Genomic DNA, 13,390 nt, shown 5'->3' with positions numbered 1-13,390 from the left:
CGTTTCTCTGCCTATTAGCGATATGCAGATCACGGCCCTGATCGGTCCATCGGGCTGCGGCAAATCAACGTTCTTGCGCACGCTCAACCGCATGAACGATCTTATTCCTGAGACCCGTATCGAAGGAGAAGCGATCTTTGACGGGCAGAACATCTATGATCCAGCGACCGACGTCATTCGCCTCCGTCAGCGCATCGGCATGGTCTTTCAGCGTCCTAATCCCTTCCCCAAGTCGATCTTTGAGAACGTCGCTTACGGCCTGCGCATTCAGAGGAAATCCCGCCGGCAGATTCAGGAGGAGGTAGAGCGTAGTCTGAGGGCCGCCGCCCTCTGGGACGAAGTGAAGGACCGCCTAAAGGCCTCCGCCCTCGGTCTCTCGGGCGGTCAGCAGCAGCGCCTGTGTATTGCCCGCGCTCTGGCCCTCCATCCCGAGGTGCTCCTGCTTGACGAGCCTTGCTCGGCACTCGATCCTATCTCAACGCTCAAGATCGAGGAACTGCTGCTTTCGCTCAGTAAGGAATATACTATTGTGATCGTTACTCATAATATGTCACAGGCAGGACGCATTTCACAATATACCGGTTTCTTCCTCAACGGTAGCTTAATTGAGTATGGGCCAACCGTCGAACTGTTCAAACGACCGCGGCGGCGGGAGACAGAGGACTATATCAGCGGGCGCTTCAGCTAAGGACGAGAGCGCACTATGGTCAGAGGTCAACGCGAAAAGATCTTGGTGGTCGATGATGAAGAGGTGCTTGTTGAGACCATCGCCTACAACCTGGAGCAGGAAGGCTATCAGGTGCTGACAGCCCTCGATGGGAGAGCGGCCCTCGAGCTGGCACGTCGCGAGCGACCACACTTAATTATTCTGGATATCATGCTGCCCGAGATCGACGGTTTAGAGGTTTGCCGACAACTGCGACGCGAGCCAGCCACGGCCACTACGCCAATTATGCTCTTGACAGCGCGAGCAGAGGAGATTGATAAAGTTGTAGGTCTGGAGGTTGGAGCAGATGACTATGTCACTAAACCTTTCGGGCGTCGCGAACTATTGGCCCGTGTGCGCGCTTTATTGCGCCGCGCCTCCTATCCCATGACGCAGGCACCGCCCGAAGAGGGCAGCCTGGGTCAGGAGGCAGCCACTCAGCCACGGCGTAGCCCCAGGGAGCTGATTGCTGGCCCCGTGCGTATCGATGTGCCCGGACGACGGGTCTGGTGTCGGGGCCAGGAGATCGATATGCAGCCCAAGCAGTTCGATCTCCTGGTCTACCTCGTGCGCAATCGCGGGACGGTGCTCACCAGAGATCAATTGCTCCATCACGTCTGGGGCTACGACTATGCCGGCGATACCCGTACTGTCGATGTGCATATTCGCTGGCTGCGCGAGAAATTAGAAGAGGACCCGGCTGCCCCTAAGCTTATCCAGACAGTGCGCGGCGTGGGCTATGTCTTTCGTTAAGAAGCAAGCCAGCTCTTTACGGCGAGAGGCCGTGCACTTTACCCCTCTCTAGAGGTGAGCCGCAGCTTGCTCACCTCATCCAGCCTTAGAAAAAGCACTCAGCGCGCATCACCGTGACCGCCTGGCCACTGAGCGAGACCCGCTCACCAGTCAGACGAACCCGCACCAGGCCGCCGCGGGCAGAAGCCTGGTAGCCCGTCAAGGCTGAGCGCCCTAGGCGGTTGCACCAGAATGGCGCTAGTGTGCAGTGAGCCGAACCGGTGACGGGGTCTTCATTGACTCCTACCGCAGGCCCAAAGAAACGTGAAACGAAATCATAGTCTTTGCCCTCAGCACGGCTGGTCACAATGAAGCCGCGCGCAGGGAATGCCAGCAAACGAGTGAAGTCGGGCTGGAGGGCATGTACTGCCTCTTCGCTCTCCAGCTCAACTAGGTAATCGAACTGATTTTTGGCCACCAGGAGAGGGGTAACACCCAGCGCTTCGCTTAGGCCTGGAGGAGCCGGGACAGGCCTGGCTGGGGTGGCTGGAAAGTCCATTTCGATCCAGCCATCCAGTCGACGAGCGGTTAAGAGGCCACTGCGTGTATAGAAACGCGCTGTTTCCTCTGGCCGTAGCAGCCCCTCCTCCCAAAGGACATGAGCACTGGCCAGGGTGGCGTGGCCACAGAGGTCAACTTCAACTGTCGGCGTAAACCAGCGCAGGCGATAGCCATCTCCTTCCGGCAGCAGAAACGCCGTCTCCGAGAGATTCATCTCGCGAGCCACGAGTTGCATCCAGCCTGCGTCACGTGGCTCAGTTAACAAGCAAACCGCTGCCGGATTGCCAGCAAAAGGGCGATCGGTAAAGGCATCGACTTGAATGATGCGCTGTCCCATCTCAGCCTCCTCTCTTTGATGTAAGCAAGCTAGCAGGCAAAGTAGTCTCTCGGCTAAGAACCAGAAGATGTCTCATCCATTGTAGCACGTGATTGAGCCTTGACAGAGGGAGACCAGCGCAGTATCCTCTCTACAGAGAGTGCTGTTGTGACCGATTTTGTTGCGAAGAGTCGGACTTGATGGAACTGTTGCTACGACGTTCAGGTTTACAGCTCGTGGTCTTTCTGCTCGCCCTCGCGGGGATGGGAGATGCCATTTATTTGACCATCGTGCACTACCAAGATGCCCCGCTGGTCTGTCCCGCTTCGGGGGCTATCGATTGCGCACATGTACTGAATAGCAGCTACGCGGTGGTGCCTGGGACACCTCTCCCTATCTCGCTGCCTGGTCTTGGCTGGTGCCTGATCCTGGCCGGGCTGGCATTGGTGAGCCTGTTACGTCCCTCAGAGCCTGGCTGGCTCCGTCCCGTCCAGTTCTTCTGGTCGCTGATCGGACTGGTCACTGTGCTTTATTTGATCTATGTCGAGCTGGTCCGCCTGCACGCCATTTGTCTTTGGTGTACTGTTCTCCATGTCTTGATCGTGGTCGCCTTCCTGATTAGCCTGGCCAGGCTGCTGGAACCAGAACCAGAAACGGAGGCAGAAGCTGTCTCGGGCCATCCGTCGGCCTCTTCAGCTCCGCTGGCTCGCTCCCGCTCTCGCTCCTCACAAGCTAGCCGTTAAATAGATCCAGGCCTCTGCATTGAGGCGCTGCTCTAGGAAGAGGGGAGGCTTGCCAAGCCACTCCGCGAGAGCAGTGGGAGGTAGTGAGCAGGTTAATTCCCATCTCTCGGGCCGCCAGTTGGGAGCGTGTCCTCTCTCTCGTGAGGAGCGTATTGGCGGCGAAGGGAAACTAAGTGAGTAAGCGGGGAAATCGTCAGAAGGGCGAGAGCGGTCTTTCCTCCCGGTTCTCCCCCCGTGCCAGGAAGAGAGAAAGTTGCAGGAAGTGCTCCACACGAGTTTCTGGGGGGAGACGCCATGCAGCAACGCCTATGGTTGCGGCTTCTGACTGGCTTTCTGGTGGCAGCGCTTCTGACGGCGGGCGCGTTCATCGGTATCCAGCAGATACGTCCTGTTCTGGTACGCATACCACCTCCGCGTGTTCAGTTAGTACGTAGCCCTAATAGCGCCTATAAGTACCATCTTTGTGCAGAAGCCTATGCTTACCTTCATGCCACTCCTGATAATCCCTACAAAACTGATTTCACCTTCCACGATCCTTTTCGCAATGCACAAGACACGATTATCCCTCATCTCATCGCCTTCGACGCGCATGACCACAGCCTCAGCTTTAGCGTCACGCTTATCCTGCGTCAAGTGGCTACCTTCGAGGCGACCATCACACGCATCCATGAGCAGGACGGGATCGGCATCCAGCTCCCAGATCAACAGAATCGATTGCAAGCCTCCAGTGTTCCTCAATTCGTTGTGGTGGCCATTGCGGACCCTGGGACCGTTGCCGTCCTTGACTACACCTGTCCTCAGCAATGGCACTGGTCTGCCGTCAGCTCCCAGCGATCGTCAGAAGCGAGATGAAGGCAGTCGCCAAAACCCGCTTGACAAAGCGAGTCCCATACAGTACAATCCAGATGACGTAGACGCGATCGCACTCCAGTGCCTTACAAGGTGCTGGCGCGTAGCAGTCGTTGGGCCTCGTTCGTCTAGTGGACTAGGACGCCGCTCTTTCAAGGCGGAGATCACGGGTTCGAATCCCGTACGAGGTACCACAGCAATCGCAGGAAGAGCCTGGCAGACTTTAGACATTTGTCGGTTTGCCAGGCTTCTCTACTTTTTGGGCTGCGTCGCTGATCGGCCAGCCCTATGATCATTGTCTTCCGCCTGCTCTCCTCGCCATAGCTGCGGGGAACGAGCCTAGACGAAGCAGAGCAAAGGAATAGGGCCTATGATGAGTGTAGAGGAAGCGCAGGAGCGCATGCTGGCCACGATTCAACCCCTTCCTACCACGACCGTCCCTTTAGCAGAAGCTGCGGGTCTGGTTCTGGCAGAAGACATTGTCGCCGAGGATGATCTGCCACCTTTTGCCAACTCCGCAATGGACGGTTACGCTCTCCGCAGCGCAGACACCCATATGGAGCATGGTCGTCCGGCCCGGCTGCGGGTGATAGGCACAATTGCAGCCGGCTATGTGACTGAGCAGAGCGTCGAGCCAGGCACCGCCATGCGCATCATGACTGGTGCACCAGTCCCGCGCGGGGCCGATGCTGTCATCCAGATCGAGCTGACGCGCAGCGATCCTGCCGATAGCAACTGGGTCGAGATTCTGCAGGAGGTTGCCCCAGGCAACAACATTCGTGCCGCCGGCGAGGATATTCGCCGTGGGCAGTGTGTCTTAAGTCAAGGCAACGCGATCGGCCCCTGGGAGATCGGCGTGTTAGCGACAGTAGGACGGGCCCGCGTGCGGGTCATTCGCCGTCCGCGCGTTGCGATTATCAGCACAGGGGACGAGCTGATTGACGTCGATGAGCCGCTCCAGCCGGGCAAGATACGCAACAGTAACGCTTATCTGTTGGAAGCGGCAGTACGACGAGCCGGGGCCGAACCTCAACGCCTAGGAGTAGCACGCGATACCGAGGAGAGCTTACGAGAAATCTTTCGCCAGGCGATGCAGCACGACCTTATCATTACCTCGGGAGGCGTCTCCGTCGGCGAATTCGATCTGGTCAAGCGCATCATGCATGAGCAAGGCAGTATCGATTTCTGGCAAATCAATATGCGTCCCGGCAAGCCACTGGCCTTTGGGCGCATCGGGCAGGTACCGCTGCTGGGGCTACCCGGCAATCCTGTCTCAGCCGCAGTCACCTTCGAGCTATTCGGGCGCCCATTGATCCGTAAGCTGCTGGGCCATGCCCACCTGTGGCGCCCCCAGATCGAGGTCACGGTTGAGGATGGCGTGAGCGAACGCACGCCGCGGCGCCATTATGTGCGTGCCCATGTGCGCCGGGAACAGGGGCGCTTCGTGGCGCGAACCACCGGCAATCAGGGGTCGCATATTACCACTTCTCTGCTGCATGCTAATGCCCTGGTGATCGTGCCTGAAGGAGGTAAAACCCTGAAGCCTGGTGAGACAGCCCAGGCCATCATGCTCGACTGGCCAGAAGAGCAATAAATAGAGATAAGACTCCACCAGGTAAATGCCACTTGCGACGAGACCCTCTGAACAGCCCGGTAGATGCCGGACGTGAGTGTTGTCCGTGGGCCCAGGCCGAGCGGACACTTAACCTAGCCAGAGCACGGGTGCAGCCTGGAAAGACCCGTGCTCTGCGCATGTTCTCGGCTCTTAGCTCCGCTGCGTGCCAGGCGATAGCGCAACTGATCTCTTGAGAGACCCAGTAAAGCCGCAGCTCTCACCTGGTTATAGTTACAGCGCTCTAGCGCCTCGCGGATAAAGCGCTGCTCAATCTCAGCAAGAAACTCCTCCAGTTTCACCCCCTCGGGCGGCAAATGCAGCTGATCTTTGAGTTCCAGCAAACGTTGTAGGGCACCACTACTAGCAGATCGCAAATAGGCGGGGAGATGCTCAACACGAATCTCATCACCTTCGCACATGATCTGTCCATGCTGGACAACGCTGCGCAGTTCGCGGATATTGCCCGGCCAGCTATAGCGTTCCAGCAAGGCCAGGGCTTCGGAGCTGAGGCGTTGAGCGCGTCCTTCTTTGTCTCCCTGCTGGCGCAAAAAGTAGTCGACTAGGGGGACGATATCTTCAGGATGCTCGCGCAGAGGAGGAATATGAATGGTAAAGACTTTGAGTCGATAAAAGAGATCCTCACGGAACTCGCGGCGAGCGACCGCAGCCGCAAGATCGACATTAGAGGCTGAAATAACACGCAGGCGGACCTGGATCTCATGAGTGCCTCCGACACGACGGAAGGAGCGTGTTTCCAGGAAGCGCAAGAGCTTAGATTGGAGTACAAGGGGCATGGAAGCAATTTCATCGAGGAAAAGGGTACCGCCATCAGCTCGAGCGAGATAGCCATCGCGCGTCACGCGAGCATCGGTATAGGCTCCGGCCTCGACGCCAAACAGCTCCGTTTCCAACAAGGTTTCAGGAATGGCGGCGCAATTAATAGCCACAAACTGGCGAGAGGAGCCACCACTGAGGGCATGGATTGCATAAGCAATCACCTCCTTGCCAGTACCACTTTCACCTTGGAGCAAGACCGTCGTTGTTGGGAAAGCCGCAACTTGTCGAATGAGGCTAGCAATAGAGCGCATCACCTGGCTGCGTCCGATGACCAGGCCGAAGCGTTCCAGAGCAGTCAGCAATTCATCATGGGCAGCGAGCGAATCCGCCTTAGCGGCTTGGGCGCTCTCACGATGAAAATCTGAACCCTGCAACATCATCCCCACCCTTCCAGTTCAACCAAGAGCCGAAAGCTAGGGCCTGGGGGCCAGCGCGAATCAGCAGGTAATCAGCAGGTAATAACGACCAGGGGAAGCCAGGCCACCAGACGAGCTGAAGGCCTCCTCAGTTGAGAAGGCGCCGCCAGTGGTCGACCGGGCTTCCTAACAGCTCCTCCTATCTACCAAGCTGGGAGCCCGCAACTGAAGCAGGATAAGGGGATTGCGCGGCATTGCTCGGCGGGAGCGGTCTGGTTGGCTGCACTCCCCAGCCACGTCCCACAATGAAGCGGGCGCCATTACCGCCATTCCCCCACTGCGATTCAGTTTCCACATAGAGCGGCGACTGCGGAACCGAGGTCGAAGCGGGGGCAGGAGCGAAGGTCCCTGTGGTCTGGGCTGGTGCCTGAGGCGGGACCGGCCACGCCTGAGCGGGGGTAGGGACCCAGGGCTGCGAGCCGGCCACCTGCGGCTGCGGCGCATAGGGGCCACCCATTGGAGGCAGTGCGGCAGGCGAAAGCTCCTGAACAGGATACGGCGTCTGCATATAGGGATGCTGGACCAGCCCCAAAGCCATCAGCTCCCCAAGCAGAATATAGACATGCTCTAGCGGCATGCCCAGGGCCTGGGCAATCTGCAGAGGGGTCTTTTCTCCTTCCATACAGACACCGAAGACACGCCACTCATCTGGCGTCAGTGGGATCTCCACACTGCCAGAGCGCAGTGGAGAGAGATCAGCCGGCTTCAGACGCAGTTCAGGATGCATAAAAGAGACATCAATGCGCCGCGGTGTATAGGGCATCATAATTGGGCGGGGAGCGGGCAAGCTACTGGGCGCAGTGGAAGCCGAAGCGGCCTGCTGGGGAGTAGAAGGCTGCCGCTGCCCAGGAGCAGCATCAGCCCCTGACGAGGAAGCCGCCGAAGCGACCTCCGAAAGGCGAGCCAGAGCATCAGGATCAAAGAGCGAGCTGAGATCAATGCGTCCGCGCCCCTGACGCTGAGGGACCGGAGCCGCGCCTGTTTCAGGCAGGGCCTGCGTCACTCGCGGCTGAGGAGCCTGTTGAGCAGGCGGCTCCTGGCTCGCTGGCTGCACTGGTTGGGAGAGCTGGGAGGGCGGCACCGGAGGCAACGGCTGCGAGAACGACGACTGTTCATAGCGCACCTGAGAGGGTCCAGCGCCAGGGTGAGCGGGCACAGAGACAGGATTAGCCATAGAAGGTGGTACCTGGCTTTGAGCAAGCGATGGAGAGACCGACTGAGCAGGGGCAGCAGGCAAGAGAGCAGAAGGAGAGAGGGAGACGAGCAGGCGAGATGGTGGAGGCGTGCGCCCCTCTTCGAAATAGACCTCACCAGAACGCCAGGAGAGCAGCACCTCAAGCACACGTGAGGCCTCGCGCGCCGCCCAGGCACGCAGTTGCTCACGCGTTGCATAGCCCAGCTCCATCAGGAGGAGAGCAATGCGGGTCTCACCTGGCTCCTCGCCGCGTTCCCGCAAAACAGCCATCACATGGGCAAGGGCGGCCTGGGAGATCACCCCGGCCTGCACTAAGCGATCGCCCAGCGTCAACTGAGCCCGCACTGGGCCAATACAAAGCAAGCGCCCTTGGCTGAAATACAACTCCACCCAGAGGGAGCCTTGCTTTACGACCAGCATCCCGCTTTTCTCATGGGCCTCTAAGCGGCGCAAGAGATCAGCTAGATTGACCCGATCTAATGTCGTCGCGAAACTCACCGTAGACACAGCAATTCACCGCCTGTCGCCATGCCCCTGCTGCGCGTGTGCACCTCTGTCGCCTCCAGTAAGCACAGCATGCGTGAGAGACATTAGCAATATCTACAAACAGAATACGACCCGAGTCAAGTTTAACAGCGTTGAGCAGCGTTGGCGTCAAACACCTCTGTTCGACAGCGTGAGAATGACCCTATCCACCGGTCACAGCCGTACAAACACAAAATTGCGCCGTATCCACAGCGCCCCCCGCGCTATGGATACAGGCCAGCCGCTTCCCATCAACGCAGAGCGGAGGGGGGGGGATTCGAACCCCCGGGGCTCATCGCCCGGCCGTTTTCAAGACGGCTGCATTAAACCACTCTGCCACCCCTCCGCTAGATAGTTTACCACAAGCGCTTTCAATTTGGAAGATTGGGGCCGCTACGAGCATGCCATTTGGGTCATTGTCTCATGCATTGCATCACAAGGATGAGCGACATCGTCAGTACTTTGTCATGGCCAGGAACGAACATTTGTTAGAATCGTGTTCTTCAGGGAGTGAGCAAGGACAGGCCTACCAGGGGACGGAGCACCTTGGGTATGACGACACTTCCATCGGCCTGTTGATAGACTTCTAGAATGGCGGCAAGCGTCTGCTCAATGCTCAGAGCGCAGGCGCCCAGGCTATGGGGATACTCGAGCTGGCCATCGGGGGTTCGATAGCGGACATTGGCACGCCGCGCCTGAAAGCTCTCATAATTGCTCACTGAGGCCAGGGGCAGAAAGCGGCGCTGAGCTGGCAGCCAGGCATCAACCGTAAGGGTCATTGCTGCTGCAAAGGGCAAGTAGCCGCTACAGAGCATGACGACACGATAGGCCAGCTCCAGGCGCTGGAGCAAAGTTTCAACTTGCAACAGCAATGTTTGCAGGAGCGCATAGGATTCTTGAGGCCGGACTAATAGCATCACCTGTACCTCGCTGAGCTGATGCCAGGGCAGGCGGGCAGTGCTCGGAGGTAAGGAGGCTGGACCGCCATGGCGATGGAAGACCGGGGTCCAAGTGACCACGCGTAGGGGCAAGGCTTCGGCAACGAGCACACTATCGCTGTAGAGGCTGATCAGAGAGGGTTCGCCGCCTGGGTTTAGATAGAGTTCGTCGGCCTGGCAGCTATAGCTCTGCGGCTCCAGGGTCGGAAACTGCCCAGCAGCCAGTAAGGCGCCGTATTTCAACAGAAGAGGTAGTTGTACCTCCTTGTAGCCCCACTCGCGCGTGAAGACATCAAGGGCAAAGGTCAGCAGCGCTCTCCAGAGGCGTGCGCCGGCTCCGCCGACGACTGCAAACTGACTACCGCTCAGGCGGCTGCCGGCACGGCCATCGATTACTCCTAGTGTGCTGGCCAACTCTCGAAACGAGCGTGGGGAGAAATAGAAGCTCATGGGTACTCCCCAGCGACGCAGCTCGCGATTGGCTGAACGCAGAAAGCCGGTGGGGACATCGGGGTGGGGTAGATTAGGCAAGGGCCAAAGCAAGAGACGCAGGCGCGTTTCCAGATCGGCGATCTGCAATTCCAGGCTGCGGATCTCCTCACTGATGGTTGCGCTCTGCTTGTCAAGCTTGGCACGCCGGTTGGCAGGAGCTGCATGACTTTGCTTCCGCAGACGCTCAAGCGTGCTGTAGAGTCCCTCGCAGCGCCTGGCCAGGCCATCACGCTGTTCTGCCAGACGTAAGATCTCCTCCAAGGCTACCGAGACCTGACGTTTCTGGAGTCCTTTCCGTACCTGCTCGGGATGCTGACGAAGTAAGTCGAGACTAAGCATACGCCGTTAGTATAGCATAGCGAGTGAGTAGAGCAAGCCAGGTTAGTCGTTCTCTCAATGCGTGCTTCCTTCAAAGGAAAGCAGAAGCCGGCTAGAGCGCAGGAGTCTTGCCTTTCTGGCATGCGCCGTTCAGGATGTTGGCTTCCTCCTCTTTCTTGTGGGAATGCCACCTTGTGCCACCCGAATGCTTTCTAAAGCGCTTTGGCGGCTTTCTCATCTGGCTCTCTCGCCACTTGACAAGGCAGGCTCTTGCTGCTACCCTTCTCCCAGGACGGATGAGTCATGCAGGCAACGGCCTAACCCGTCTGGGATTGCCGCGGGGATTGCCAAAGATGATCACCATCGTTAAGAAAAATCCGCAAGGTGAAGCGCTCTTCTCCTACCAGGGTGAAGTGCTTGCTGCTACCTCGCGTGTCTGCATCATCCGCGCCTTTTGGACGTGGCCCGATCGGGACCTTGGCTACGCGCGCTTCGAAACGGGTGACTGTTTTACGGAGTATTATTATACTGATCGCTGGTTCAATATCTTTGCAATTGCGGGGAAGGATGGTGAGCGCAAGGGTTGGTACTGTAATATCGCCGAGCCAGCGGTCTTCCTGGAAGACCGTATTGAGCAGGTCGATCTTTTTCTCGATGTCTGGGTTGATCGCCAGGGCAATGTGCAGGTGCTGGATGAAGATGAGTTTCAAGCGGCTACTAACTTGAGTTCAGCTCAGCGTCGCGCTGCTCAGGAAGGCTTACAGACTCTGCTGGAGATGGTTGCCCACCGTGAGGGACCGTTCGCCGAAATAGAGCCATAAGTCTGGAGTGGCTTCCCTCCCTGTCTTGGCCGCGCAGTCAGCGATTCGCCTGGTGGTGCCAGAACAGAAGGGTTGCCAGCCGCTCCCGTCGCTTAGGGCCTGTATCTGTTTCGTAGGTGGCCAGTCATTCTATGTCTGCTTGAGTATGCTTGTCCGGCCCAGGCTGCCAGCTTGACCCGGCCTGCCTGCTGGAGAAGAAGGGCAAGCTGATGACCATCGGTGACTTCAGTGGCCTTAGTGGCCGCCGGGCTGACTACCTCTCTCGCCTGCTCGCCTGTTCAGCAGGATCACAGTGGGGATCTGTCTCTCCACCGTTAGCGTAGCTGGCTTGCTGTTCACCTGATGGGGAGCGAACCAGGCCCCTCGTGCTAGATGCCAGCGAGGATTACGGGAAGCAGACTCGGCACGCTTGCCGAAGGCGCGCCGAGCCGGATGGCTCCGATGACGATGCGGGAGGAATACCTGCGGGTTGCTCTCCTCGCTAGCAGTCGGTTGCTTCATCCCTCTGCTGCTCCAGCTTCTGCCCCCTGGCCTGGCAGAGGGCAACGCGCCTGCGCAGCAGCCAGCCCTATCATTACTCTGAGCGCTATTATGTCTTCAGTTGATAGAGATGATCAGGATCGAGATTCCACAAAGAGAGACCATTGAATTAAAGCACGCTGTCTTTGACATCAATGGTACCCTGGCCCTCGACGGAAAGCCGTGGCCTGAAGCAGTTAGCCGCTTGAAGCGCCTGACGAGTTTTCTCTCCATCCATCTTCTGACAGCAGCCACGCATGGCCAGGTGGCCGCCCTGGAGCGGAGCCTGGGCCTGCCCCTGCACGTTATCAGTACAGGAGAGGAAAAAACCCGCTATGTCGAGGAGCTTGGCCCAGCCAATGTGATCGCCTTCGGCAATGGGGTCAATGATGCCGGGATGCTGCGCCGAGCCGCTATCGGTGTGGCGATTCTGGGACCCGAGGGCGTGGCACGTGAGGCTTTGCAAGCTGCTGATGTACTGGTGCGCAACCCCATCGATGGGATCGACCTTCTTTTTTATCCCAAACGCCTGATCGCGACTTTACGTCCCTAGAGGCCCTAGGGCATGATACGAGCCAGTCCCCCTGGAACTGGTTTGGAGACTGGCAATGATGCTGTGAGCGAGCGCCGGCAGCGGTCAACGCCGCTCTAGCCACTGCCAGGCCTCGCTCAGGTCGGCTCGGACGGAGGCCGGCGAGCGCTCTGCAAGACGCGACCATGCGTAATGGATGAAACTAATGGCTGCCGGCCCGCTCGTCTCTCCCCTTATTTGCTCGTATCTGCTCGTGTCACCCCGTGGTGATTACCTCGCTATCGAAGGTTGCCTGACTAGGTGGTCGGGCTGCGCTAGGAGGAGCCTGATGACGTTCCGTTCTTCTTCTGAAGAAACTAGCAGAGATGCCACTGTCTCCAGCAAGGCCAGTACGCCAGGCTATTCGTGGCCAGGCCTGTTCTATGCCTGCCTGGCAGTTTTCTTTTTTTCGACAAGCCCCGTCTTTATTCGCCTGGCAGATCCTTTTACATCGGTTGAAATAGCTTTCTGGCGTCTTGCAATTGCTGCCCTGCTCGTACTGCTGCTGGGACTGATCACACGCCAGTCCTTGCTGCTCTCTCCTAGAGAGCTGATGCGCTTCCTCTTCTATGGTCTGGTAACTGCCCTACATTTTCTTTTTTACATCGCTTCTCTGAGCTTTACGACAATTGCTCATTCGCTGGCGATTGTCTACACTTCCCCTATCTTTGTAGCACTCTTTTCCGCCCTGGTATTGCGTGAAACACTCCCATTACGCAAATATATCGGTATCGCTGTTGCTGTGATTGGCGTGGCCTTTATGGCTGGCTTTGAGCCGCACTATACGGCCTGCCAACCTCAAGAAGGACACTGCATGCTGCTGGGTGACGGCCTGGCCCTTCTCTCAGCGATTTGCTACGGGATCTATTCGATTGCCGGACGTGGTGAGCGCGATCGCCATCCGCTCTTTCGCTACACCTTCTATGTCTATGGCCTGGCCGCGCTCTGGTTGCTGCCAGTGATGCTCTATTTTGCTTTCCGCCACGCTTATCCGCTGCCGGCGTTAGGCGCTGTTGTTGCTCTGGGAGTCTTGCCTCTCGGGCTGGGGCATACGCTCTACAATGCCTCGCTCCGGACGCTGCATGCGACCTATGCTAATTTGATTGCCACACAGGAGGTCACTGGCGGTATTCTACTAGGCGTTCTCTGGCTGCACGAGATCCCTTCATTGACGGCCATCATTGGAGTGATCATCACGCTGCTCGGCATTATTAGCGTTCTGCTCTAATCTGAGGC

The 13,390-nt window shown here is 58.0% G+C and carries 13 protein-coding genes and 2 tRNA genes; 9 read left to right on the top strand and 6 right to left on the bottom strand.

Going from position 1 to position 13,390, the window contains the following annotated elements; genetic code table 11:
• Together pstB and IRZ24_RS01455 are read left to right on the top strand one after the other, a co-directional pair.
• The coding region (gene pstB / locus IRZ24_RS01460) for a phosphate ABC transporter ATP-binding protein PstB (RefSeq protein ID WP_297159886.1) at positions 1 to 688 on the top strand (688 nt) is incomplete at its 5' end.
• Positions 689 to 703: 15 nt separating this feature from the next.
• Positions 704 to 1,459 (top strand): response regulator transcription factor, encoded by a 756-nt coding sequence (locus IRZ24_RS01455; RefSeq protein WP_297159884.1) that lies wholly within the window; start codon positions 704 to 706, stop codon positions 1,457 to 1,459.
• 85 nt (positions 1,460 to 1,544) lie between these two features.
• Here the strand turns inward: IRZ24_RS01455 and IRZ24_RS01450 are convergent, their stop codons facing one another.
• Positions 1,545 to 2,336 (bottom strand): PhzF family phenazine biosynthesis protein, encoded by a 792-nt coding sequence (locus tag IRZ24_RS01450; protein ID WP_297159882.1) that lies wholly within the window; start codon positions 2,334 to 2,336, stop codon positions 1,545 to 1,547.
• Between the two features lie 179 nt (positions 2,337 to 2,515).
• On the opposite strand from IRZ24_RS01450, the gene IRZ24_RS01445 reads away from it, so the two are divergent.
• From IRZ24_RS01445 to glp, 4 genes are all read left to right on the top strand, one after another.
• The gene (locus tag IRZ24_RS01445) at positions 2,516 to 3,058 is read left to right on the top strand and encodes a vitamin K epoxide reductase family protein (protein WP_297159880.1); all 543 of its coding nucleotides are present in this window, start codon (positions 2,516 to 2,518) and stop codon (positions 3,056 to 3,058) included.
• Between the two features lie 294 nt (positions 3,059 to 3,352).
• The gene (locus tag IRZ24_RS01440; RefSeq protein WP_297159878.1) at positions 3,353 to 3,910 is read left to right on the top strand and encodes a hypothetical protein; all 558 of its coding nucleotides are present in this window, start codon (positions 3,353 to 3,355) and stop codon (positions 3,908 to 3,910) included.
• Positions 3,911 to 4,024: 114 nt separating this feature from the next.
• A tRNA-Glu gene (locus IRZ24_RS01435) sits at positions 4,025 to 4,101 on the top strand.
• A 176-nt stretch (positions 4,102 to 4,277) separates the two neighbouring features.
• Positions 4,278 to 5,501, top strand: coding sequence for a gephyrin-like molybdotransferase Glp (gene glp / locus IRZ24_RS01430; RefSeq protein WP_297159877.1), 1,224 nt, complete (start codon positions 4,278 to 4,280; stop codon positions 5,499 to 5,501).
• A gap of 113 nt (positions 5,502 to 5,614) precedes the next feature.
• Here glp and IRZ24_RS01425 read toward each other — a convergent pair whose 3' ends face one another.
• The 4 genes from IRZ24_RS01425 to IRZ24_RS01410 form a co-directional block, all read right to left on the bottom strand.
• Positions 5,615 to 6,739: a sigma 54-interacting transcriptional regulator gene (locus IRZ24_RS01425; protein ID WP_297159875.1), complete on the bottom strand. Its 1,125-nt coding sequence runs from the start codon at positions 6,737 to 6,739 to the stop codon at positions 5,615 to 5,617.
• Between the two features lie 175 nt (positions 6,740 to 6,914).
• A complete protein-coding gene (locus IRZ24_RS01420; protein ID WP_297159873.1) occupies positions 6,915 to 8,477 on the bottom strand; it encodes a DUF4388 domain-containing protein in 1,563 nt (520 codons plus the stop codon).
• A 280-nt stretch (positions 8,478 to 8,757) separates the two neighbouring features.
• Positions 8,758 to 8,841 (bottom strand) — tRNA-Ser (locus tag IRZ24_RS01415).
• A 157-nt stretch (positions 8,842 to 8,998) separates the two neighbouring features.
• On the bottom strand, positions 8,999 to 10,264 hold the full coding sequence (locus IRZ24_RS01410) for an aminoacyl--tRNA ligase-related protein (RefSeq protein WP_297159872.1): 1,266 nt from the start codon (positions 10,262 to 10,264) through the stop codon (positions 8,999 to 9,001).
• Positions 10,265 to 10,596: 332 nt separating this feature from the next.
• Here IRZ24_RS01410 and IRZ24_RS01405 point away from each other — a divergent pair, with 332 nt between their 5' ends.
• On the top strand, positions 10,597 to 11,064 hold the full coding sequence (locus tag IRZ24_RS01405) for a DUF402 domain-containing protein (RefSeq protein ID WP_297159870.1): 468 nt from the start codon (positions 10,597 to 10,599) through the stop codon (positions 11,062 to 11,064).
• A 234-nt stretch (positions 11,065 to 11,298) separates the two neighbouring features.
• Here the strand turns inward: IRZ24_RS01405 and IRZ24_RS01400 are convergent, their stop codons facing one another.
• Positions 11,299 to 11,565: a hypothetical protein gene (locus tag IRZ24_RS01400; protein ID WP_297159869.1), complete on the bottom strand. Its 267-nt coding sequence runs from the start codon at positions 11,563 to 11,565 to the stop codon at positions 11,299 to 11,301.
• Between the two features lie 109 nt (positions 11,566 to 11,674).
• Between IRZ24_RS01400 and IRZ24_RS01395 the strand changes: the two genes are divergently transcribed.
• Positions 11,675 to 12,136, top strand: a complete 462-nt coding sequence (locus IRZ24_RS01395; protein WP_297159867.1) for an HAD hydrolase family protein — start codon at positions 11,675 to 11,677, stop codon at positions 12,134 to 12,136.
• A gap of 307 nt (positions 12,137 to 12,443) precedes the next feature.
• Positions 12,444 to 13,382, top strand: coding sequence for a DMT family transporter (locus IRZ24_RS01390; protein WP_297159865.1), 939 nt, complete (start codon positions 12,444 to 12,446; stop codon positions 13,380 to 13,382).
• Positions 13,383 to 13,390 lie beyond the last annotated feature (8 nt).

Source organism: Thermogemmatispora sp. (assembly GCF_019683755.1).
Taxonomy (GTDB): Bacteria; Chloroflexota; Ktedonobacteria; order Ktedonobacterales; family Ktedonobacteraceae; genus Thermogemmatispora.
The sequence above is the reverse complement of the archived record's forward strand: the minus strand, read 5'-3'. Positions and strand labels throughout refer to the sequence as shown.